This is a genomic window from Nocardia sp. NPDC003726, assembly GCF_053586955.1.
In genome coordinates this window covers 21,750-41,709 of sequence record NZ_JBSFNF010000026.1, presented here as the reverse complement: position 1 = coordinate 41,709, position 19,960 = coordinate 21,750, and the positions used below count along the sequence as shown (strand labels likewise).

The 19,960-nt window shown below is 68.9% G+C and carries 22 protein-coding genes and 1 pseudogene; 11 read left to right on the top strand and 12 right to left on the bottom strand.

Annotation, left to right across the window (positions count from 1 at the left end; all coding sequences use genetic code 11):
• Nucleotides 1-101 precede the first annotated feature (101 nt).
• The 3 genes from pdhA (at nt 102) to ACWDMM_RS27585 (ending at nt 3,693) form a co-directional block, all read left to right on the top strand.
• On the top strand, nt 102-1,214 hold the full coding sequence (gene pdhA, locus ACWDMM_RS27595; protein ID WP_357103645.1) for a pyruvate dehydrogenase (acetyl-transferring) E1 component subunit alpha: 1,113 nt from the start codon (nt 102-104) through the stop codon (nt 1,212-1,214).
• Nucleotides 1,211-2,194 carry an alpha-ketoacid dehydrogenase subunit beta gene (locus ACWDMM_RS27590; protein ID WP_195080569.1) on the top strand — a complete coding sequence of 328 codons (984 nt, stop codon included), beginning with the start codon at nt 1,211-1,213 and terminating at the stop codon, nt 2,192-2,194. Before pdhA ends, ACWDMM_RS27590 begins: the two co-directional genes overlap by 4 nt.
• Before the next feature lie 65 nt (nt 2,195-2,259).
• A complete protein-coding gene (locus ACWDMM_RS27585) occupies nt 2,260-3,693 on the top strand; it encodes a dihydrolipoamide acetyltransferase family protein (RefSeq protein ID WP_397070883.1) in 1,434 nt (477 codons plus the stop codon).
• Nucleotides 3,694-3,705: 12 nt separating this feature from the next.
• On the opposite strand, the gene ACWDMM_RS27580 is transcribed toward ACWDMM_RS27585, so the two are convergent.
• Both ACWDMM_RS27580 and ACWDMM_RS27575 read right to left on the bottom strand, forming a co-directional pair.
• Nucleotides 3,706-4,128 (bottom strand): acyl-CoA thioesterase, encoded by a 423-nt coding sequence (locus ACWDMM_RS27580; protein WP_357103651.1) that lies wholly within the window; start codon nt 4,126-4,128, stop codon nt 3,706-3,708.
• Between the two features lie 58 nt (nt 4,129-4,186).
• Entirely contained in the window at nt 4,187-5,152 is a 966-nt protein-coding gene (locus ACWDMM_RS27575; protein WP_357103654.1) for an AraC family transcriptional regulator, read from the bottom strand.
• Between the two features lie 386 nt (nt 5,153-5,538).
• On the opposite strand from ACWDMM_RS27575, the gene ACWDMM_RS27570 reads away from it, so the two are divergent.
• Complete coding sequence (locus ACWDMM_RS27570; RefSeq protein WP_357103657.1) at nt 5,539-6,882, top strand: MFS transporter; 1,344 nt, start codon at nt 5,539-5,541, stop codon at nt 6,880-6,882.
• A gap of 5 nt (nt 6,883-6,887) precedes the next feature.
• On the opposite strand, the gene ACWDMM_RS27565 is transcribed toward ACWDMM_RS27570, so the two are convergent.
• From ACWDMM_RS27565 to ACWDMM_RS27540, 6 genes are all read right to left on the bottom strand, one after another.
• Nucleotides 6,888-7,337, bottom strand: a complete 450-nt coding sequence (locus tag ACWDMM_RS27565; protein WP_357103660.1) for a nitroreductase family deazaflavin-dependent oxidoreductase — start codon at nt 7,335-7,337, stop codon at nt 6,888-6,890.
• A 26-nt stretch (nt 7,338-7,363) separates the two neighbouring features.
• The gene (locus tag ACWDMM_RS27560; protein WP_195080565.1) at nt 7,364-8,104 is read right to left on the bottom strand and encodes an LppU/SCO3897 family protein; all 741 of its coding nucleotides are present in this window, start codon (nt 8,102-8,104) and stop codon (nt 7,364-7,366) included.
• Between the two features lie 171 nt (nt 8,105-8,275).
• Nucleotides 8,276-9,397, bottom strand: a complete 1,122-nt coding sequence (locus tag ACWDMM_RS27555; RefSeq protein ID WP_195080564.1) for a DUF5925 domain-containing protein — start codon at nt 9,395-9,397, stop codon at nt 8,276-8,278.
• Between the two features lie 129 nt (nt 9,398-9,526).
• Nucleotides 9,527-10,957 carry an NAD(P)(+) transhydrogenase (Re/Si-specific) subunit beta gene (locus tag ACWDMM_RS27550; protein WP_195080563.1) on the bottom strand — a complete coding sequence of 477 codons (1,431 nt, stop codon included), beginning with the start codon at nt 10,955-10,957 and terminating at the stop codon, nt 9,527-9,529.
• Nucleotides 10,957-11,274, bottom strand: coding sequence for an NAD(P) transhydrogenase subunit alpha (locus ACWDMM_RS27545; RefSeq protein WP_449940209.1), 318 nt, complete (start codon nt 11,272-11,274; stop codon nt 10,957-10,959). The genes ACWDMM_RS27550 and ACWDMM_RS27545 overlap by 1 nt, the downstream gene beginning before the upstream one ends.
• Nucleotides 11,274-12,470, bottom strand: a complete 1,197-nt coding sequence (locus ACWDMM_RS27540; protein WP_357209011.1) for a Re/Si-specific NAD(P)(+) transhydrogenase subunit alpha — start codon at nt 12,468-12,470, stop codon at nt 11,274-11,276. The genes ACWDMM_RS27545 and ACWDMM_RS27540 overlap by 1 nt, the downstream gene beginning before the upstream one ends.
• A gap of 406 nt (nt 12,471-12,876) precedes the next feature.
• On the opposite strand from ACWDMM_RS27540, the gene ACWDMM_RS27535 reads away from it, so the two are divergent.
• From ACWDMM_RS27535 to ACWDMM_RS27525, 3 genes are read left to right on the top strand one after another with little or no spacing between them, the layout of a single operon-like run.
• Nucleotides 12,877-13,338 (top strand): HIT family protein, encoded by a 462-nt coding sequence (locus ACWDMM_RS27535; protein WP_195080562.1) that lies wholly within the window; start codon nt 12,877-12,879, stop codon nt 13,336-13,338.
• Nucleotides 13,335-14,171 carry a maleylpyruvate isomerase family mycothiol-dependent enzyme gene (locus ACWDMM_RS27530; protein ID WP_449940205.1) on the top strand — a complete coding sequence of 279 codons (837 nt, stop codon included), beginning with the start codon at nt 13,335-13,337 and terminating at the stop codon, nt 14,169-14,171. Before ACWDMM_RS27535 ends, ACWDMM_RS27530 begins: the two co-directional genes overlap by 4 nt.
• Before the next feature lie 3 nt (nt 14,172-14,174).
• Nucleotides 14,175-14,828, top strand: a complete 654-nt coding sequence (locus ACWDMM_RS27525; protein WP_449940202.1) for a Type 1 glutamine amidotransferase-like domain-containing protein — start codon at nt 14,175-14,177, stop codon at nt 14,826-14,828.
• 107 nt (nt 14,829-14,935) lie between these two features.
• Here the strand turns inward: ACWDMM_RS27525 and ACWDMM_RS27520 are convergent, their stop codons facing one another.
• Together ACWDMM_RS27520 and ACWDMM_RS27515 are read right to left on the bottom strand one after the other, a co-directional pair.
• Nucleotides 14,936-15,445: a GtrA family protein gene (locus tag ACWDMM_RS27520; RefSeq protein WP_449940199.1), complete on the bottom strand. Its 510-nt coding sequence runs from the start codon at nt 15,443-15,445 to the stop codon at nt 14,936-14,938.
• Nucleotides 15,446-15,505: 60 nt separating this feature from the next.
• Nucleotides 15,506-15,826 carry a hypothetical protein gene (locus ACWDMM_RS27515; protein WP_357103673.1) on the bottom strand — a complete coding sequence of 107 codons (321 nt, stop codon included), beginning with the start codon at nt 15,824-15,826 and terminating at the stop codon, nt 15,506-15,508.
• A 232-nt stretch (nt 15,827-16,058) separates the two neighbouring features.
• Between ACWDMM_RS27515 and ACWDMM_RS27510 the strand changes: the two genes are divergently transcribed.
• Both ACWDMM_RS27510 and ACWDMM_RS27505 read left to right on the top strand, forming a co-directional pair.
• Nucleotides 16,059-17,417 carry an FAD-binding oxidoreductase gene (locus tag ACWDMM_RS27510; RefSeq protein WP_357103676.1) on the top strand — a complete coding sequence of 453 codons (1,359 nt, stop codon included), beginning with the start codon at nt 16,059-16,061 and terminating at the stop codon, nt 17,415-17,417.
• Nucleotides 17,418-17,448: 31 nt separating this feature from the next.
• A pseudogene (locus ACWDMM_RS27505) lies at nt 17,449-17,748 on the top strand (GNAT family N-acetyltransferase); the annotation flags it as partial.
• A 109-nt stretch (nt 17,749-17,857) separates the two neighbouring features.
• Here ACWDMM_RS27505 and ACWDMM_RS27500 read toward each other — a convergent pair.
• Both ACWDMM_RS27500 and ACWDMM_RS27495 read right to left on the bottom strand, forming a co-directional pair.
• A complete protein-coding gene (locus tag ACWDMM_RS27500) occupies nt 17,858-18,061 on the bottom strand; it encodes a DUF397 domain-containing protein (protein ID WP_195080555.1) in 204 nt (67 codons plus the stop codon).
• Nucleotides 18,058-18,942, bottom strand: coding sequence for a helix-turn-helix domain-containing protein (locus ACWDMM_RS27495; protein ID WP_195080554.1), 885 nt, complete (start codon nt 18,940-18,942; stop codon nt 18,058-18,060). Before ACWDMM_RS27495 ends, ACWDMM_RS27500 begins: the two co-directional genes overlap by 4 nt.
• Before the next feature lie 226 nt (nt 18,943-19,168).
• On the opposite strand from ACWDMM_RS27495, the gene ACWDMM_RS27490 reads away from it, so the two are divergent.
• Both ACWDMM_RS27490 and ACWDMM_RS27485 read left to right on the top strand, forming a co-directional pair.
• On the top strand, nt 19,169-19,687 hold the full coding sequence (locus ACWDMM_RS27490) for a DNA-directed RNA polymerase subunit beta (protein ID WP_449940192.1): 519 nt from the start codon (nt 19,169-19,171) through the stop codon (nt 19,685-19,687).
• The gene (locus tag ACWDMM_RS27485; protein ID WP_449920056.1) at nt 19,680-19,901 is read left to right on the top strand and encodes a hypothetical protein; all 222 of its coding nucleotides are present in this window, start codon (nt 19,680-19,682) and stop codon (nt 19,899-19,901) included. Before ACWDMM_RS27490 ends, ACWDMM_RS27485 begins: the two co-directional genes overlap by 8 nt.
• Nucleotides 19,902-19,960: the final 59 nt, after the last annotated feature.

Sequence of the window (19,960 nt, the reverse complement as noted above, 5' to 3'; positions counted from 1 at the left end):
GAGCATTCTGCCCATGCCGCGGCCGACCACTTGCGCAGTTCGCATTGGGGTGGATGCTGTGAGTTAGGACACAATCCGACCAGTCGAGGAGGCGATCACCCATGCCGGGCAAACCCGAGTATCCGGTGCAGCTGGTGCAGCCGGACGGTCGCCGCGTCCTCGACCGTGAGCACGCCGCGCTGGTCGCCGACATCGGGCCGGACGAGCTGCGGGCGCTGTACGCGGACATGGTGGTGACTCGCAGGATCGACCTAGAGGCCACCGCCCTGCAACGGCAAGGCCAGCTCGGCCTGTGGGCGCCGATGCTCGGGCAGGAGGCCGCCCAGGTCGGCTCCGCGCACGCGCTGCATCCCGACGACTACGTCTTCTGCAGCTATCGCGAGACGGCGGTGGCCTACTGCCGCGGCGTGCCGCCCACCGATCTCACCCGGCTGTGGCGCGGCGCCGCGCACCATTGCTGGGACCCGCACGCGGTGAACATGACCAACCCCAACATCGTCGTCGGCTCCCAGGGCCTGCACGCCACCGGCTACGCGTTCGCGGCGCACCTGGACGGCGCGGAGATAGCCACCATCGCGTACTTCGGCGACGGCGCCAGCAGCCAGGGGGACCTGGCCGAAGCCCTCGGGTTCGCCGCGACCTGGAGCGCGCCCGTGGTGTTCTTCTGCCAGAACAACCAGTGGGCGATCAGCGCGCCGGTGCGGGTGCAGAGCGCGACGCCGATCGCCCGCCGCGCCTACGGCTACGGCATGCCTGGCAGGCAGGTCGACGGCAACGACGTGCTCGCCGTGCTCGCCGTGACCAGGCAGGCGATCGCCAGGGCGCGCACCGGCGGCGGACCGTCGTTCATCGAGGCGCTCACCTACCGGATGGGCCCGCACACCACGGCGGACGATCCCACCCGCTACCGTTCGGCCGCCGAGACCGAGCAATGGGCGCGGCGCGATCCGATCGACCGCATCCGCAGACTGCTCGAACGTGAGGGCCACTGGGACGACGCGTTCGGCACGCGGGTCGCCGAGCGATCGGACGCGGTGGCCGCGGCGGTGCGCCGCGCGACCATCGACATGCCCGATCCCGCGCCGAGCGAGCTTTTCGACCACGTCTACACCACCCCGCATCCGCTGATCACCGAACAGCGGCGGGCGTACGCGGAATACCTGGCCGGCGATCCCGGCGGGTCCTCCGCACGAGGAGAAGGAGTCCCGCGATGATCACCACCTTCGCCGCCGCGCTCAACACCGGCCTGCGCCGCGCGCTGGAGGATGATCCGAAGGTCTTGCTGATGGGCGAGGACATCGGCCGCCTCGGCGGGGTCTTCCGGGTGACCGACACCTTGCAGAAGGACTTCGGCGACAACCGCGTCATCGATACGCCGCTGGCCGAATCCGGCATCGTCGGAACGGCTTTCGGCATGGCGCTGCGCGGGTACCGGCCGGTGTGTGAGATCCAGTTCGACGGCTTCGTCTATCCCGCCTTCGACCAGATCGTCTCGCACGTCGCCAAGATCAACTACCGCACCCAGGGGAAGGTGCACGCGCCGTTGACCATTCGCATCCCGTTCGGCGGCGGGATCGGCTCGGTCGAGCACCACTCCGAATCTCCCGAAGTCTATTTCGCGCACACCGCCGGACTGCGCGTCGTGTCACCGAGCAACCCGGCCGACGCGTACTCGATGATCCGGGCGGCGATCGCGCTGAACGATCCGGTGATCTTCTTCGAGCCCAAACGCAGGTACTGGGACAAGGCCGACGTCGATTTCGCCGCGCTCGATCGCGACGGCGGCCTGCCGCTGGATCGCGCGCGCGTGTGCGCCACGGGTGCGGACGCGACCGTCGTCGCCTACGGCGGGACCGTGGCGACCGCGCTGGCGGCCGCGAAGATCGCTGAAGGGGAGGGGCACTCGCTCGAGGTGATCGATCTGCGCAGCCTCTCGCCGATCGACTTCGACACCGTCGAGCGGTCGGTCGCGAAGACCGGGCGGCTGATCGTCACGCACGAGGCTCCGGTATTCGCCGGGCTCGGCGCCGAGATCGCCGCGCGGATCACCGAGCGCTGCTTCTACCACCTGGAAGCGCCCGTGCTGCGCGTCGGCGGATTCGACATCCCCTACCCCCCGGCTAAGCTCGAAAAGCACCATCTGCCCGACCCCGACCGCATTCTCGACGCGGTCGACCGTTCCCTCGCCGCGTGAGGCGGGCTCGCCGTAGTGAGAGGTGCCGCGTGGAGAATTCTGCCGGCCAGGATCTTCCGGCCTCCGTGCTGGAGTTCCGGCTGCCGGACCTCGGCGAAGGGCTGACCGACGCCGAACTGGTCTCGTGGGCGGTGGCCGTGGGCGACACGGTCGAGCTGAACCAGGCCATCGCCGACGTCGAGACGGCCAAGGCGGTCGTCTCGTTGCCGTCGCCGTTCGCGGGCCGGGTGGTCGAACTGCTGGCGCAGCCGGGCGACACCGTGGCGGTCGGAGCGCCGCTCATTCGCATACGAACAGCGGGAACAGAACAGACGACGAACGAAGCGGGCCGCACGTCGGTCCTGGTCGGCTACGGCCCCGAGGCGGAGGCGACGTCCCGGCGGCGCCCTCCGGCACAGCCCGGCGTCTCGCGAACCGAAAGCATGAACAGCCCGGCGGAACCCGGCCTTTCGCGGCCCGGTGGCGTAGGCGGCCGACCAGGAGAATCCCGCGCCTCGCGGCCCGATGGCACGGGCGGCGAGGCGCAGGAGCCCGGCGTCTCGCGGCCCGGCGATGTCGGCGCGGCGGAGGAACCGCACCGGCGACAACCGGATCATGCGCCCGGCCCGGCCCGCGCGGCGGCGACGCCCGCCGCGCGGAAACTGGCGCGCGAACTCGGCCTGGACCTGTGGTTCATCGCGGGTTCCGGTCCCGGCGGCGCGGTCACCGTCGAGGACGTGCGCGGCGCGGTACCCGTCTCGCAGCCGCGCGCGGCAACCGCGCCCACCGTCGCGGATGCCGGACCGGTCCGGCCGTCCATTCGCGAAGAGCGCACCCCGATCAGCGGCATCCGCAAGCGCACCGCGGCGGCGATGCTCACCAGCGCGCGCACCATTCCCCAGGCCAGCACGTTCGTCACCGTGGACGGCACCGCCTCGATGGAGCTACTCGATCATCTGCGCAGTACGAAACCCTTCGCGGGCCTCACCCTGACCCCGCTGGCCCTGGTCGCGCAGGCGGCGCTGGCCGCGCTCGCCGACTTCCCCGGCATGAACGCCTGCTGGGACGAAGCCGCTCAGGAGATCGTCACCAAGCACTACGTCAACCTGGGCATCGCGGTGGCCACCGAGCGCGGGCTGCTGGTGCCGAACATCAAAGAGGCGCAGACCTTGAGCCTGCGCGACCTGACCAAGGAGATCGGCTGGCTGGCCGACACCGCGCGCGCGGGCGGCGCGACGCCCGCGGAGCTGCGCGGCGGCACGTTCACCATCACCAACGTCGGCGTCTTCGGTGTGGACGCCGGAGTCCCGCTGGTCAATCCGGGCGAGGCCGCGATCCTGTGCCTGGGCTCGATCCGCAAGCGGCCGTGGGTGGTTCGCGACGAGATCGCGGTCCGGTGGGTCACCACCGTGGGCGTCAGCTTCGACCATCGCATGGTCGACGGCGAACTCGCCGCCCGCTTCCTCGCCACGGTCGCGGGATTCCTGGAGGACCCGCTCACCCTGCTCAGCCGCGTCTGACCGGCCCGGCGGTCACTCGGTGACGAGCGCGGCCGCGGCCGTGCGGATGACCTCGGGAATCTCGACCGGCTTGCGCGTATCGGCGTCCACGTAGACGTGCACGAAGACACCGGTGGCCGACAGTTCCAGCTCGCCGTCGGCCTCGCGGAAGATGGCCAGGTCGTAGGTGATGCTGGAGCGTCCGAGCCGGGAGATGCGCAAGCCGACCTGCAACTGGTCCGGGAAACTGATCGAGCCCAGGTACTGGCAGGAGGTCTGCGCCACCACGCCGAGCGCGGGCAGCTCGCGGATGTCGGTTCCGGTGGCGTGCATCAACCACGCGTTGACCGCGGTGTCGAAGTACGAGTAGTAGGTCACGTTGTTCACGTGCCCGTAGTGGTCGTTGTCGGCCCACCGGGTCGGCACCGGCCAGAGCACCGGATACTGCTGCGTCACCCGGCCGACGATAGCTCAGTAGTCGTCCCGCTGTGTCGATCGTGCCGCGTGCGGGGCCCTACGTGGCTACGCGAGCTCCCTCCTCCGGGCCTGACCGCACGCGGCTGTGCCGGTGGTCGCGCGGGGAGACACCGAAGTGCCGTTTGAACGCGGCGCTCAGCGCGAAGGCGCTGCCGTACCCGACCTGACGGGCGATGGCCTCGATGGTGGCGTCGGATTCCTGCAGCAGATCGGCGGCCAGCGCCAGCCGCCATTCGGTGAGGAACGCCATCGGCGGCTCGCCAACCAGGTCGGTGAACCGGCGCGCCAGCGCGGCCCGCGACATCCCCACCGCCTCGGCCAGGCCGGCGACCGTCCACCCGTGCGCCGGATTGTGCTGCAACAGGCGCAGGGCCTTCCCGACCAGCGGGTCGCCGTATGCGTGGTACCAGGCGGGCGCGTCGTTGCGGGAGAACCAGGCACGGAGCGCGGCGATCAGCACCAGATCGAGCAGACGGTCCAGCACCGCGCTCTGCGCGGGCTCGTCCTTGGTCACCTCGTCGACCAGCAGGTCGAGCACCCTGCTGTCCAACTCGCCGCGCCGCAACACCAGCACCGGCGGGAGCGCGCGCAGCAGGCGACGGCTGGCCGCGCCCGCGGACTCGTAGGTTCCGGTGACCATCAGGGTGGCTCCGTCCGGATCGGTGCCCCACTGCCGCACGCCCAGACTCAGCGTCTCGCAGAGAATTTCGCCCTGCGGCGTCTTCGTCACCTGACCGGGATGGATGATGATCTGCGGTTCGGTCGCCGGGTCGTCGGCCACCGTGTACGGCGCGGGCCCGCGGAAGATCGCCACATCGCCCGCGCCGAGCTGCCGCGGCGCGCCCGCGTCGGTGACGATCCAGGCGCCGCCGCGAATCATCGACAGCACGGTCAGCGGAGCTTCGTCCTGGATGCGCAGCGACCACGGCGGATCCAGCAGCGAACACATCAGGAACGCGCCGCGAGCGCGAGGGCCTTCGAGCAGACTGGCGAGCGCATCCACCCCTCCACGGTAGACGAACGCGCATGATCACGAGCTGTTGCGCAATGCTCCGTCTCGGCGTGACCGGCTCCGACAACGGGCATTCGGGAGTCGGCTCCCGGACCTGTTCGGCACGGTGCTCGACGGCCGCAACGCGGAGCACGCCGATAGCGTGCCGGTGCGCGCCGCGCCGGAGTCCGAAGGATCGCACCTACTCGTCATGGAAACCATCGGAATCCGGAATACCCCGGGTGCGTGACACGTTTCACATTGTGCAAAGGACTCGCTCGCGGACGAGACGCGCAATGTCGAGCGTCCCGCACGGTCGCACGACCAGGTCAACGGCGCCCTGGACCGGTTCCGCGGGCGAGGCTGCCCATGGGGGAGATTTTCTCGGTACCGTCGAAATGGTGTTGAGCCCGACGGTCGATCGCCGGATCCGCGTGGCGCGTGCCGCGGTGTTCACGGTCTTCGGGTTGAACGGCTTCCTGCTCGCCATGTGGGTGGTGCACATCCCGGTCGTCACCGACCGCACGGGCGTCTCCAAATCGACGCTGGGCATGTTCATTCTGCTGATGTCCGGGGCGGGCATCATCGGGATGCGGCTGGCCGGCCCGCTCGCCGATCGGTTCGGCAGCAGGACGCTGGTCGGGGCCGCGGCGTGCTTCGGATCGGTCGCGGTGGCCGGTCCCGGCTTCGCCACCGGGCCGTTCACCTTGGCGCTCGCGCTGGCCTGCTTCGGTTTCGGCAACGGGGGGCTGGACGTGTCGATGAACACCCAAGCGGTGCACGTGGAACGGGCCTACCGGCGTCCGATCATGGCCGCCTTCCACGCGTTGTTCTCCGGTGGGGGCCTGCTCGGTTCACTGCTCGGCGCCGCCGCTCTGCGGGCGGGCATGGACCTGCGGGTCACCTTGGTCGTCGCCGCGGCGTGCGGCGTCGCGCTGACCCTCACGCTGGTGCCGCGGCTGCTGCGCGAGTCGGCAACCGGCGCGGAAGCCGCGGAGTCCCCTGACGTCGCGTCCGTCCACAGCGGCGGCCTCGACGCCACGCCACCGGAACACAGCGGGAAACGCGCTTCGTCCCGGCACGACAGCGTGCCGATCGGGGCCGGCGCGGAGTCCACCGCGCGGCCGCAGGGCCGCGACCAGGTCTCCCGCGCCCATGCCCCGACCCACCTCCACGCCCGAGCGCGCAGCCGAAAAGTGCTCACGCTGGCCGCTATCGCGTTCGCCCTCCTGCTGGCCGAAGGCGTGGCCGCCGACTGGAGCGCCTTGCAGTTGCGCGAACACCTCGGCGCCGACGCGGCCACCTCGGCACTGGCCTTCGGCGCCTTCTCCACCACGATGACGGTCGGGCGTTTCGGCGCCGACCGGGTGAACCACGTCTTCGGCGGGGTCGCGGTGGTGCGCTACGGCTCGCTCCTGGCGGCCGTCGGCTTGGCCGTCATCGTGGTCTCGCCGTGGATACCGCTGACGCTGTTCGGCTGGGCCATGACCGGACTGGGCCTTGCCGGAGGTGTCCCGCAGATCTTCAGCGCCGCGGGGAATCTGGGCTCCCACACGGCCGCGACCGATATGTCACGGGTGTTCAGCGTGGGCTACCTGGGCTTGCTCGCCGGGCCGACGATCATCGGCTGGCTCACCGCCGTGGTGCCGCTGACCACGGCGATGGTCGTGCCGATGCTCGCCGTGCTGCTGTGCTGCGGGTACGCGGGCGTCGTCGCCACGCCGCGCGAGCCGGCACGCTGACCGGATCACGAATCCCAGGACAGCTCGACCATCGGCACCCGGCCGATCGCCGTGCTCGTGGCTTCCTCGATGATGCGACTCAGATTCCGGTACGCCCGCGGGCGCGTGCGCCGGTAGTCGTCGAGAACCGCGGCGGACTCGCCGGAACTCAGCACCCGGGCCACCGCCGGAACCCGGTGGCGCGCCGCGATGCTCACGTAGCAATGCGGATCGGCGGCGAGATTGCGAAACCACTGCGCCTGCGCGCCGAACCCGGAGGCGATCACCGCGCGAGTGCGGCCCGGCCGGGCCACCGTCTCCAGCACCACATAGCGCGGACGTCCCGAGCGACGGCCGGTGTGCTCGAGCAGCAGGAGCCGTCCACCGAACAGGAAACCGAGCCGAGCCCGGAACACGGCGATCGGCGCGCGCACGAACCATCTGGTCCGCAGCAACCGCGCGCCGACGCTCGTCATCGCTTCAGGCTAGCGTTCATCGACCGCTACTTGGGGGCCACCAGGCACAGGGTGATCGGCTCCGGCTTGGGGTAGACGATCGTGTCGTTCTCGGTCGCCTTCGCCCCGCACGCGGACTTGTCGGCGGTGCCGCGCACGATCCGGCCGATCTTGAAGTCCGCCGACGAGCCGCAGGCCACCTTGGTGCTCGCGCCGAGGAAACCGCCGTCGATGCAGTCGCCCTCCTTGACATTCAGCCGCAGGCACAGCGTGTACTCGTTGCTGCCGGTCTGGTAGTAGCTGGCGTAGTCCTTGGTGGGGCAGTTCGCGTTCGCGCCGTCGAGCCGTTGCGCCACCACGTAATTGGCTTCGGGATCGGAGCATTCCTTGGTCGCGAACTCGGCTTTGACGGTGGTGCCGGACAACTTCGCGCACTGACCGATATCGATCTTCTCGCCGTCCGAGCGGAAGACGGTGCGCGCGCCCACGATCAGCAACCCGATCACCAGCACGACGCCGAGGATGCCGAGGATCTTGCCGACGCTGCTCCCGCCGCGATTCTGCTGGGGCGGGGGTCCTGGCGGCGGGAATCCGCCGCCGGGGTAGCCCGGCTGCTGCGGGAAACCACCTTGCGGCGGATAGCCCGGCTGCGGCTGACCGGGATAACCGGGCTGCGGATAACCCTGCGGCTGGCCCGGCTGCCCCGGCAAGCCCTGTGGCGCACCGGCAGGCGGCTGCTGCGGATAGCCGGGCTGGCCTGGATACGGTTGATTCGGTGGTGTGGTCATGGATCCCCTCCCCGGGTCTCGCTTGGTTCCGTGCGCGCAGGGGCGACGGGCGAACCCATGGAATCTAGCCGATCGGCGTCAGTGCCGCCGTGCCGGACGCCAGCCGGTCTCCCAGACCGCATCGGCGAACCGCCGCAACGGATTCGGCTCACCGAAGCCGTCGCGGCGGGTTCACAGATACAGTCCCGGATTCACCGCGTCCACGGCGACGGCGTCGATCCGTGCCTCGCCGTCGCGCGCGGAGACCAGTTCGGCCAAGGTCGCGCCGTTCGGAAACGCGGCGGACGCGCCCGGCTGCTCCCGCTCCAGCCAAGCCGCCGACTCGGCGGAGGACAGCCGCCCGATCTCGATCCGCGCCAGGCACCGTCCCGGCCGCGTCACCGCCGGATGCAGACGGGACAGGTCCTCGTTGGTCGTGATGGCGACGAGCACGTCCCTGCCTTGGCCGAGCATGCCGTCGGTCAGGTTCAGCAGCCGCGAGAGACCCTGTCCCGCCGCTTCTTTCGCCTCCCCGCGAATCAGCTCGTCACAGTCCTCTAGCACCAGCATCCGCCAGCGCGGCGCCTCCTCGTCGGCGTTGTCCACACCGGCGGCCACCTCCATGAGGTAGCCGGGCTTGCCGAACATCACCTCGGGATCGAGCACGCAGTCCAGCTGGCACCAGCCGCCCCAGGCACGCGCCAGTGCGCGCAGCGCGGTGGTCTTCCCGGTGCCGGGCGGGCCGTGCAGCAGCACCAGCCTGCCGCGGACGTCGTCGGCGGTGAGCGACATCAGCCGATCGAGGGCGGTGGCGACCGGTCCCCCGTAGTTGCCGCGGATCGTCGACCACTCCGGGGCCGTGATCGAGCGCGCCCGCCGCTGTGGACCGTGATTGTGCATGTGCCAGAAGCCCATCTCGACGGTCTCGCCCACCTCGGGCGGCGCCGCCGCGTCCCGGATCGCCTCGGCGAGCAGTTCGTCCGCGAGCGTGTCGGTGACGGCGGTGACCTCGACCATCGCCGAGCCGCCCGACCAGCGCACCGACCGCAGCGACCAGCCGGGGCCGACGACCAGCGTGGCCCCGCTGTCGTTGTCGCGCACGGTGCGCACCACGCGGCCACGACTCGGACGCAACGGCGCGTCCGGCCGCACCCGTTCCAGATGCGCGGTGCGCGCGCACGGATGATCGCCGCGCAGGAACGGCCCGAGCGCGAGGGCATCGATCGCGTCGCGGATGGAGTAAGTGGAATCGACTACGACGGTCCATGGCAGCCGCTCGGCCGGATCGGCCGAGGGCTCCCCGGGACCGATCAACCGAAGAGGCTCATGACGTGCGGACACTCGGAGAATGATCCGGGGCGGCGTGGCACGGTGTCCATCGAATTACGACAGTGCCCCCCTCCGCGCCACGGCGGAGGGGGGCACTGCGCGGAAACGCTTCGCCTACAGCGCCTTCAGTTCCTCGGTGACTGCTCCGACGGACTTCTTGGCGTCGCCGAACAGCATGGAGGTGTGGTCGGCGTAGAACAGCGGGTTGTCGATGCCGGCGAAGCCGGAGTTCATCGAGCGCTTGAGCACGATCACCGACTTGGCCTGGTCGACGTTGAGCACCGGCATGCCGTAGATCGGACTCGAGGCGTCCTCGCGGGCGGCGGGGTTGGTGACGTCGTTGGCGCCGATCACCAGGGCGACGTCGGTGCGGCCGAATTCGCCGTTGATGTCGTCCATTTCCTTGAGCGCGTCGTAGGAGACCTCGGCCTCGGCCAGCAGCACGTTCATGTGACCCGGCATGCGACCGGCCACCGGGTGGATGGCGTATTTGACCTCGACGCCCTTGGCCTCCAGCAGCGAGGCCATCTCCTTGACCGCGTGCTGCGCCTGTGCCACCGCCATGCCGTAGCCGGGCACGACGATCACCTGGTTGGCGTAGGCCATCTGGATCGCGGCGTCCGCGGCGGAAGTGGCCTTGGCCTGCTTCTGCTCGCCGCCCGCGCCGCCGACGGCCGCGCCGCCGCCACCGAAGCCGCCCGCGACGATGGCCGGGATGGACCGGTTCATCGCCTTGGCCATCAGGTTGGTCAGGATCGTGCCGGACGCGCCGACGATCATGCCCGCCACGATCATGGCGGTGTTGTTCAGCGCCAGACCCGCCGCCGCGGCCGACAGCCCGGTCAGCGCGTTGAGCAGCGAGATCACCACGGGCATGTCCGCGCCGCCGATCGGCAGCACGACCATCAACCCCAGCACGCCCGCGAGCACGAGCACCGCGATCATCCACAGCTGCGACACCCCCTCACCGGTGGCGCCGACGCCGATCACGACCGCCGCGGCGATCGCGCCGAGCAGCAGCAGAAGGTTCAACGGCTGTTGCAACTTGCCGATCCCGATCGGACGGCCGGGCAGGATCTCCTGCAACTTGCCGAACGCTATCAGCGATCCCCAGAACGACACCGAACCGATGATCGCCGCGAACAGCGATCCGATCACGATGTGCACCGTCGGCTCTTCGTCGAAGTGCGAGAACCCCTGGGAATTGATGAATTCCGACCAGGCGATGAGCGCGACAGTGCCACCGCCGACACCGTTGAACGCGGCCACCAGCTGCGGCATCGCGGTCATCTTCGTGTATTTCGCCGGGGGCACGCCCAGCACGACGCCGACCACCAGACCGGCGACGATGAGAATCCAGTTGCTGGTGTGGCGGATCGAGATCAGCGTCGCGACCACCGCGATCACCATGCCGACCGCCGCGATCAAGTTGCCGCGCACCGCGGTCTTCGGGCCGGTCAAGCCCATCAGACCGTAGATGAACAGCGCGAACGACACGATGTAGAGACCGTTGACCAGGTAGGTCACGTTGTCGAAGGTGTGCATCACTCACCCGCCTTCTGCGCGGCAGCGGGCTTCTTGCCCTTGAACATGCCCAGCATGCGGTCGGTGACCACGAAACCACCGATCACGTTCAGTGTCCCGAACACCACCGCGACGAACAGGATGATCTGGGTCAGGATCGACGGATCCTGCACGTTGCCGAGGGTGACCAGCGCACCGAGCACCACGATGCCGTGGATGGCGTTGGTGCCCGACATCAGCGGCGTGTGCAAGGTGTTGGGCACCTTGGAGATCACGGCGAAACCGACGAACCCGGACAGCACCAGGATCGCGATACTCGCCAGCAATTCGGTATACATCAGTTCTCCACCTTCGCCTCGGTCGCGTCCTTGACCTGCGCCGACTCCGCCGCATCGGTCGCGCCTGCCGCCGCGGCGGGCGCGTCCGGCTCGCGGGTGACGCAGGAATCCGCCAGCACCTGGTCGCTGAAATCGGGGGCCAGCTTGCCGTCGACCAGCATCAACTCCAGCAGCGCCGCGATGTTCTTGGAATACAACTCCGAAGCGTGCTCGGGCATGGTGGCGGGCAGGTTCAACGGCGAGGCGATGGTCACCTCGTGCTTGACCACGGTCTCACCGGGCTCGGTCAGCTCGCAGTTGCCGCCGGTCTCCCCGGCCAGATCCACGATCACGCTGCCGGGCTTCATGCCCTCCACCGCGGCGGCCGTCACCAGTCGCGGCGCGGGACGCCCCGGCACCAGCGCGGTGGTGATCACCACGTCGAAGCCCTTGATCGCGTCCTCGAGCGCCTGCTGCTGCTTGGCCTTCTCCTCGTCGGTGAGCTCACGGGCGTACCCGCCTTCACCGGCCGCGTCGATGCCCAGGTCCAGCCACTGCGCACCCACCGACCGCACCTGATCGGCGACTTCGGGACGCACGTCGTAACCGGTGGTCCGGCCGCCGAGGCGCTTGGCGGTCGCCAGCGCCTGCAAACCCGCGACGCCGACACCGAGCACCAGCACCGTCGCGGGCTTCACCGTGCCCGCCGCGGTGGTCAGCATCGGGAAGAACCGCGTCGACTCCGACGCCGCCAGCAACACCGCCTTGTAGCCCGCCACGTTCGCCTGCGAGGACAACGCGTCCATCACCTGCGCACGCGAGATCCGCGGGATCGCCTCCACCGCGAAGGCCTGCACTCCCGCCGCCTTCAGCGCGCCGATCTGATTGTCGGCGTTGCGCGGCGCGAGGAACCCGATCAGCGTCTGCCCCGACGACAGTTTCGCGACTTCGGCGTCACTGGGCGGAGCCACCTTCACCACCACGTCCGCCGACCACGGATCACCGATCGACGCGCCCGCCTCGACATAGGCTTCGTCGGGAATCAGCGCGCCCTTGCCCGCCCCGGACTCCACGACGACCTCGACGCCCTGCTTCACCAGGCTCGGGATGATCTTCGGCACCAATGCGACACGTCGCTCGCCCGCGTTGGATTCGCGGACGACACCGACACGCGCGCCGCGCGGCGATGGATCGCCTACGCTCTGCGTTGTCTCCACTTGTCAGACTTCCTTCTCTTACTGAGCTTCAGGCAACGGGTAGACGACCGGGCGATGTTACCGATGAGTAAGTTCGCCCAAATCCTCGCCACTGTACCTGGCCCGCGGTGAGCCTAGCTGAGATGCCCGTCACACACGCCGGACGAATCGCGCCGGTGACGCCCGAAAACGTCGGGTCGCCACCGAGCGAACAGCGGGCCGCCGGGGACGGTCCATCTTTTCCTTTCTCGTGTGTGATCGTGGTCTCCCCAGGTGAACACGGCAAGACCGTACAGAGAAGTTGGTTACCCACCTCGAGGTTGGCCACCAGGTGAGACGTGTATCCCACAGCGGAGTAGTGACGTGCGTCATGCCGATCGAGGATCCGGGGTGTTCGGCTCGGCTCGTACGCCGTATGGTCCAGCGTGTGAACGACTGCGTCTTCTGCCGCATCGTGGCGGGCGAGGCACCGGCGGCGAAAGTGTACGAGGACGACACGCTGTGCGCGTTTCTCGACATCCGGCCGATCGCGCGTGGGCACACGCTGGTGATACCGAAGCGGCACGCCGCCGAGCTGGAGGACCTCGACGCCGAACTCGGCGCGCAGATCTTCCGCGTCGGTCATCGGCTCGCCCTGGCCATCCGGCGCAGCAGCCTGGCCGCCGACGGCGCCAATCTGGTGCTCAACGACGGAAGGGCGGCGTTCCAGACCGTCGCGCACGTCCACCTGCACGTGATCCCGCGCAGACACGGAGACACGCTGCGGTTCGCAAAAGGCTTTCTCCTGCGCCGTCCGCATGATCCGGTCGCCACCGCCGCGGCCATCCGGGACGGCATCGCGGCATTGGACAACGAGGGCGCGAGCCCGGAAAAGGAAAACGAGGGATGACCGAGACGATCGATCGGGCCACGCTGATCGACCTGCTGTCGCGGCAGTGGGAGGCGATCGACGCGCTGATCGCCCCGCTGGACGAACAACGCTGGCGCACCCCGTCGTCGCTGCCCGGCTGGACCGTGTTCGACATCGTCGCCCACGTCATCGGCACCGAATCCTTCCTGCTGGGTGACCGGCCGCCCGCGCACGACCCCACCAGGGCCAAGACCGACGTGCGCACGCTGCCCTACGTGCGCAACGAGACCGCGGTGCTCAACGAGATCTGGGTCGACCGCCTGCGCCCGCTGCCCGGCGCCCGCCTGCTCGAGCTGTATCGCGACGTCATCGACCGCAGGCGCACGGCGCTCGCGGCGATGGACGATGCGGAGTGGGAGAAGGAGACGGTCTCGCCGATCGGCCAGGTGACCTACGGCAGGTTCATGCGGGTGCGGTTGTTCGACTGCTGGATGCACGAACTCGACATCGCCGACGCGCTCGGAGTGCGGGTGGCGGAGGGCGGCCCCCGCGGCGAGCTGGCGTTCGCCGAGTTCGCCGGCAGCATCCCGCGTGTGGTGGCGAAGAAGGGCGAGGCGCCGGACGGCGCGCGGATCGCCTTCGCGCTCACCGGTCCGCTGGCCAGGACCCTGCGCATCCAGGTGGCGGGCCGGGCGAGCTACGTGGACGCGTTCGACGGACCCGCCACCGTCGAGATCACCCTTGATTCGGGGCTTTTCGTGCGCTTGGGCGGCGGCCGGACGACCGCCGAAGAGCACGTGGACGAGATCACCATCGAGGGCGACGACGAACTCGGGCAGCGCCTCGTCCGCCATTTGGCCTTCACCATCTGACCCGTGCGACTGTTCCTGTCCAGCTACCGGTTCGGCGCGCACTACGACCGGCTCGCCGCGCTCGCGGGCCCGCCGGGCCCGGTCGCGCTGATCCCGAACGCCTGCGACGCCTGGCCGCAGGCATGGGCGGGCGCGGTGACCAGCGACCTGGCGCCGCTGCGCAAACTCGGCTACCGGCCCGAGGTGCTCGACCTGCGCGAGTACGTCGGCGGGGAGGCCGAGCTGGAACGCAAGCTGGCGCAGTTCCCGCTGCTGTGGGTGCGCGGCGGCAACACGTTCGTGTTGCGCGCCCAGTTCGCCCGCAGCGGCGCGGATCGGATTCTGCCCCGGCTGCTCGCCGCCGACGCGCTCGTCTACGCCGGTTACAGCGCCGGGGCCTGTGTGATGACCCCGGACCTGCACGGCCTGGAATCGGTGGATGATCCGGCCGAGGTGCAACCGGCGTGCGGCGTCGAACCCCGATGGGACGGACTGGGTTTGGTGGACCGCCGGATCGTGCCGCACATCGATTCGGCCACCGACCCCACCGGTGACTGCACTCGCCTCGCGGCTCGTTACCGCGCCGATGGCGTCGCGCACTGGGCGTTGACCGACGACGACGCGATCGTCGTCGACGGCGAGCGCACCGAAGTGCTGGTCGATCGGGCCGCGTCGTAATCGTTCCCCGCTCGCACTCGGGCTCTCCAGAGCGGCGGTCACCTCGTCCGCACGCGGCTCACTCGAAGCATCCGCTCAGCTAGCGGCGTCTGCGAAAACCTTGACACCTACATCGCGTCGGGCGCGAGTCCGGGTTCCGGTTCGGCCGCGCGGCGGAAGACCACCCAGCGCATCGCGCTGTACATGTAGACGGCCTCGCACGCACCCGCCAGCAATCGGGACAGGTGGTACTCCAGGCCCAGCGCGGTGAGTCCGCTGCCGATGCCGAGGATGAACGCGAGGTAGTTGACGACGACCACCACGACGTACACCGCGGCCTGCCTGCCGACCGGAGCGTGGGAGTGGAAGTTGAACGTGCGGTTGAGCACGAAGGCGAGCCCGAACGCGCAGACGTAGGCCACCGTCACCGACGACCACACCGGCAGATCCAACCAGCCGTGCAGAACGGTGAGCAGTGCCAAGTCGACGGCGAAGGTGCCGCTGTTGATCAGCGCGAAGCCGAGCAAGGTCGGCGGAACGAGCCGGTTCAGCGCGAACGGCAGCCGGTGCGCGACCGCCTCGCACCAGCGGGTGAACCGGTCGGCGATGGTGTCGGCGGTCTCGGACAGCTCGTGCACGCGGCCAGCGTGCCAGCGGCAGATGTCCGGCAGATGAGCGGACGGCGACCGCGGGGTGGCTCAGCCGATCTGGGCCTGGCCGGGATTCTCCGCGGCGTGCTCCAGGCTCGCCCAGGCCGCCATGCACCGCCGCCGCGCGACATCGTCCGCCTCCGCGAGCAGCGCCTCCAGCAACTCGCGCGGCTCGCGCCGCCACAGGTCGGCCAGCTCGGCGATGGCCTCCTTGCCGAAGACACCGGAGCGGTCCAGCGCGGTCAGCCATTCCTCGTGCTCACCCGCGTGCACCCGGCGCAGCGCGTCCGGGTCGAAGCCGTCCTCGACGAACTCGCTGGAGAACATCGCGGCGACCAGTTCCCGGCGACTCGGTTGTTCGCCCTGCATCCGTTCCATCCCTCCAAGTGGTACGCGGCGAACCGCATGGACTGCCGGCGCCACGACACAGCGCCAGGAGAACTCGATGCCCCGAACAGTCAAGCCCCTGTCGGCATTCTGGTCTCCCGTAGGCGGTAATACCACTGTGGCGGGTGACATCACATTCCGGGGCTTCCGTTCGCCACGGGCGCGCGGGTCGCCCGATCAGCAAATATCGGGCACGGGGAGCTAGCGTGAGGTGGTGGACCTGCATGACTTGATCGCCGCGCTCCCCGACGGCGCGGTGCTCACCGATGCCGACCTGCTGGCGAGCTACCGGCAGGACTGGGCCCGCGATCCCGGCGCGGGCACCGCCCTGGCCGTGGTGCGTGCCACCAGCACCGACGACGTGGCCACGACGCTGCGCTGGGCCACCGCCCGGCGCGTCCCGGTGATTCCGCGCGGGGCCGGCTCGGGGCTGTCCGGTGGCGCGACGGCCGTCGACGGCGCGATCGTGCTGAGCACCGAGCGGATGCGGGAGATCTCCGTCGACCCGGTGACCCGCACCGCGGTGGTGCAGCCGGGCTTGCTCAACGCCGAGGTCAAGCGCGCGGTCGCGGAGCACGGGCTGTGGTATCCGCCCGACCCGTCGTCGTTCGAGATCTGCTCGATCGGCGGCAACGCCGCGACCAACGCGGGCGGCCTGTGCTGTGTGAAGTACGGGGTCACCACCGATTACGTGCTCGGCATGCAGGTCGTGCTCGCCGACGGCACGGTCGTGCGGCTCGGCGGTCCGCGTTTGAAGGACTCGGCCGGGTTGTCGCTCACCAAGCTGTTCGTCGGCAGCGAGGGCACGCTGGGCGTGATCACCGAGTTGACCCTGCGGCTGCTGCCCGCGCAACCGCCGCAGAGCACGGTCGTCGCCAGCTTCCCCACGCTCACCGCCGCCACCGACGCGATCCTGGCCATCACCGGCGAACTGCGCCCGTCCATGCTCGAGTTCATGGACTCGGTGTCGATCAACGCCGTGGAAGACGAACTGCGGATGGGATTGGACCGGAAGGCGGCCGCGCTACTGGTCGCCCGATCCGACGCCCCCGGCGAATTCGCCAGGCGCGAAGCCGAGATCATGGCGGCGGCCTGCGAGAAGGCAGGCGCGACAGAGGTTTTCCACACCGAGGACCCTTCCGAGGGCGAGGCGTTCACGGCCGCACGACGCTTGGCGATTCCCGCCGTGGAGAAGCTGGGGCCGCTGCTGCTCGAAGATGTCGGCGTACCGCTGCCCCGGCTCGGCGACTTGGTGAGCGGCGTCGCCGAGATCGCCGAGCGCAACGCGGTGACGGTGTCGGTGATCGCGCACGCGGGCGACGGCAACACCCACCCGCTGATCGTGCACGACCCCACCGACGCCGATCACACCGCGCGAGCGCACCGCGCCTTCGGCGAGATCATGGACCTCGCCATCGCCCTCGGCGGCACCATCACCGGCGAACACGGCGTCGGCCGCTTGAAGAAGGCCTGGCTGCCCGATCAGCTGGGCCCCGATGTGATGGCCCTGACCCGCCGCATCAAGGACGCACTCGACCCCGACGGCATCCTCAACCCCGGCGCGATCCTCTGACCGCCCCGCCGGAACATTCCCTTCGCACGAGGAGTTCTACCCCGACATGACGACCAGGCTCGAACACAACGTCGCCGACACCCGCTTCGAGATCTACATCGACGACACCCTCGCCGGGTACGCCGACTACGCCGAACGCGAGGACACCAAGACCCGCGACTTCCACCACACGCTGACCTTCCCCGAATTCCGAGGCCGAGGCGTTGCCGCCCAAGTCGTCGAATACGCCCTCAACGACTCCCGCGCCGCCGGTTTCTCGGTCATCCCCACCTGCTGGTACGTCGAGCAGTACATCTCCCAGCACCGCGAATACGCCGACCTGGTCAAGTAGACCTTCGACGCACCCGCGAGTGGCACACCACCGAGAGGTCTAGTCGCGTTTCGCCGCAGCCATGTGCCACTCGCGGGGTGCTCCGCAGGCTCCCGTGGGGATGGTTGGGTCAGGAGCGTTCGAGTGTGCCGTCAGCAAGGCCGGTGGTGAAGGTGTCCCACTCGTCCGGCGTGAAGATCAGTGCTGGGCCGGCCGGGTTCTTCGAGTCCCGTACACCGACGCCGCCCGTGAGAAACGCGACCTCCACACATGCTTTGTCGCCACCGCTACGGCTGCTCTTGAACCACTTCGCCTCAGAGAGGTCTGCATTCACCGTGTGTACTCCCTTGCCATCTGCCGGAGCAGATTCTTGCTCTGATCCGGATCCAGCGCCGCGCGCTCGAGCTGCCGGTAGGCGTCGACATACCGATTCACGGCGCGGAGCTTCTCCAGGTACAGATCACCTGTGAAGCTCTCAACGTAGACAACAGTAGGCTCTTTCGGTTGTCGTTTGCCGTCGCCCCCAGACTTCAAGATCACGAATGGACCGACAGCCACGCCCATGGGGAATCCAGCCGAGAAGGGAAGCACCCGAATCGTGACGTTGGGCAAACCCATGAGGTCCACAAGATGACGGAGCTGGGCGGACATGACTCGATCGTCGCCAACCAGCCCGCGTAGCACCGACTCGCGAAGGATGGCGTTCACGCTCACAGGTTTCGTTTTTCGCGTTATCAATGCTTGGCGTTTGCGCCGGAGATGTACTCGACGCTCGTGTTCCAGCGCTGTGTCATCCGGGTAGACGGCACGAATCAACCCGCTCGCGTACGCGGGCGTCTGGAAGATTCCCGGCACCAGTTCCGGTTCGTACCAGGTCAGCGACCGCGCGGTGGCTTCCAGGTCGACGAACACATCGAAGTTCTCGGGAATCAGGTCGCCGAACTCGTGCCACCAGGACTTCACGCTGGCCTGTTTCGCCAGGCCGACCAACGCGTTCGTGTACTCCTCGGTGAAGTCGTAGATCTTGCACAGCGCCTCCACATCGACGGTGCGAATGCGCTCGGTCTTGCCGACTTCCATCCGTTGAACGGTGCTGACACTCCACTGCATCCGTTCACCGACATCGGCCAAGGTCAATCCCGCCGCTTCACGTCCGTTCCGCAGATGCCTGCCCAGCTGACGGCGCGGGAGGGTGGAGCCACCACTTTCGGCCATGCGATTCCTGTCCACTCGGGCGGCCCTGGCTTCTCATCGCCGGGCCGATTCTCATCTCAAAATGAAAAACATGCTGGTGGAGCTGATGAGATCTCATAGTGACGTAGTTCATCGGCTTGGTCCAGTGGTTCTCTGAATGAGCGCCCGGCAGAGGGATCGCGGAAAGCGACATGCCGCAACATAGTTCGTCCTCGACCCGGGGACTTGCCGCAGCCTCGGGCGCACCATGAACCCCTCCGATGAAGCAGAGGTCTCGATGCGCCACATAGCGTTCGGAGACACGCCGTTGTCTCGCTGCCACTACTACCGGCAGGTATGCGGTCTACCCGCCATCGTGGACCCTCCCCAGATCGGGCGGATCGTCGTCCGCACCGCAATGGTCTGGGGCATAACCATGCCCGCCGTGCTCGGACAGCACGTGAAGATGTGGATGCAGGACCACGGCCACGAGCTGGGGCCGATCCTGTCGCATCCGCGCTCGAATCGATGGACGTTCCTCATCCGCCCCGATCTGCCGGACGACGTGCCGCTGTTCGCCGAGATGTTCCGATTGAACGTGTCCATCATCCGTTGCGGCGGCATGATCGCGCTGCCGAGCCCCGCTGACCGAGGGACCAAGTTCCGCGCGTGGATTACCAACCCGAACACGGCCTTTCGCCCATCTGGCTGCGTGGTCATCGCGGCGGTCCGCCATTGCGTGGCCGCGAAGCTCGCGCGTGGTCGGCGGGTGACCACATATGCCTGACCGCGCAGTCTCCCCCATCCCGTCCGAGCCGGATGTCCACCTGTCGGTGTTCTGGCACGGAGCCCGCCTGGACTTCGTCGCCTGCGTCACGGCCGCATGCCTTTTCGTCCAGGAATGGCGCGCCCGGCACTGGCACGACGCGGTGGAAGTATCCACAGACACCACCGACGCCTACCCGAGGCTCCCATGCGAACGCCTCTACCTGGAGCCCTGACAGCACCCCACCGTCATCGCCCCGGCAAAGTCGGCGACATACGTACACGAGTGGCACAC

Coding starts and splice junctions, on each gene's coding strand:
- ACWDMM_RS27490 (WP_449940192.1), top strand. CDS start 19,169: ATGAACCCCTCCGATGAAGCAGAGGTCTCGATGCGCCACATAGCGTTC.
- ACWDMM_RS27565 (WP_357103660.1), bottom strand. CDS start 7,337: ATGACGAGCGTCGGCGCGCGGTTGCTGCGGACCAGATGGTTCGTGCGC.
- ACWDMM_RS27495 (WP_195080554.1), bottom strand. CDS start 18,942: ATGGCCGAAAGTGGTGGCTCCACCCTCCCGCGCCGTCAGCTGGGCAGG.
- ACWDMM_RS27550 (WP_195080563.1), bottom strand. CDS start 10,957: ATGCACACCTTCGACAACGTGACCTACCTGGTCAACGGTCTCTACATC.
- ACWDMM_RS27515 (WP_357103673.1), bottom strand. CDS start 15,826: ATGCAGGGCGAACAACCGAGTCGCCGGGAACTGGTCGCCGCGATGTTC.
- pdhA (WP_357103645.1), top strand. CDS start 102: ATGCCGGGCAAACCCGAGTATCCGGTGCAGCTGGTGCAGCCGGACGGT.
- ACWDMM_RS27545 (WP_449940209.1), bottom strand. CDS start 11,274: ATGTATACCGAATTGCTGGCGAGTATCGCGATCCTGGTGCTGTCCGGG.
- ACWDMM_RS27560 (WP_195080565.1), bottom strand. CDS start 8,104: ATGACCACACCACCGAATCAACCGTATCCAGGCCAGCCCGGCTATCCG.
- ACWDMM_RS27590 (WP_195080569.1), top strand. CDS start 1,211: ATGATCACCACCTTCGCCGCCGCGCTCAACACCGGCCTGCGCCGCGCG.
- ACWDMM_RS27530 (WP_449940205.1), top strand. CDS start 13,335: ATGACCGAGACGATCGATCGGGCCACGCTGATCGACCTGCTGTCGCGG.
- ACWDMM_RS27570 (WP_357103657.1), top strand. CDS start 5,539: ATGGTGTTGAGCCCGACGGTCGATCGCCGGATCCGCGTGGCGCGTGCC.
- ACWDMM_RS27485 (WP_449920056.1), top strand. CDS start 19,680: ATGCCTGACCGCGCAGTCTCCCCCATCCCGTCCGAGCCGGATGTCCAC.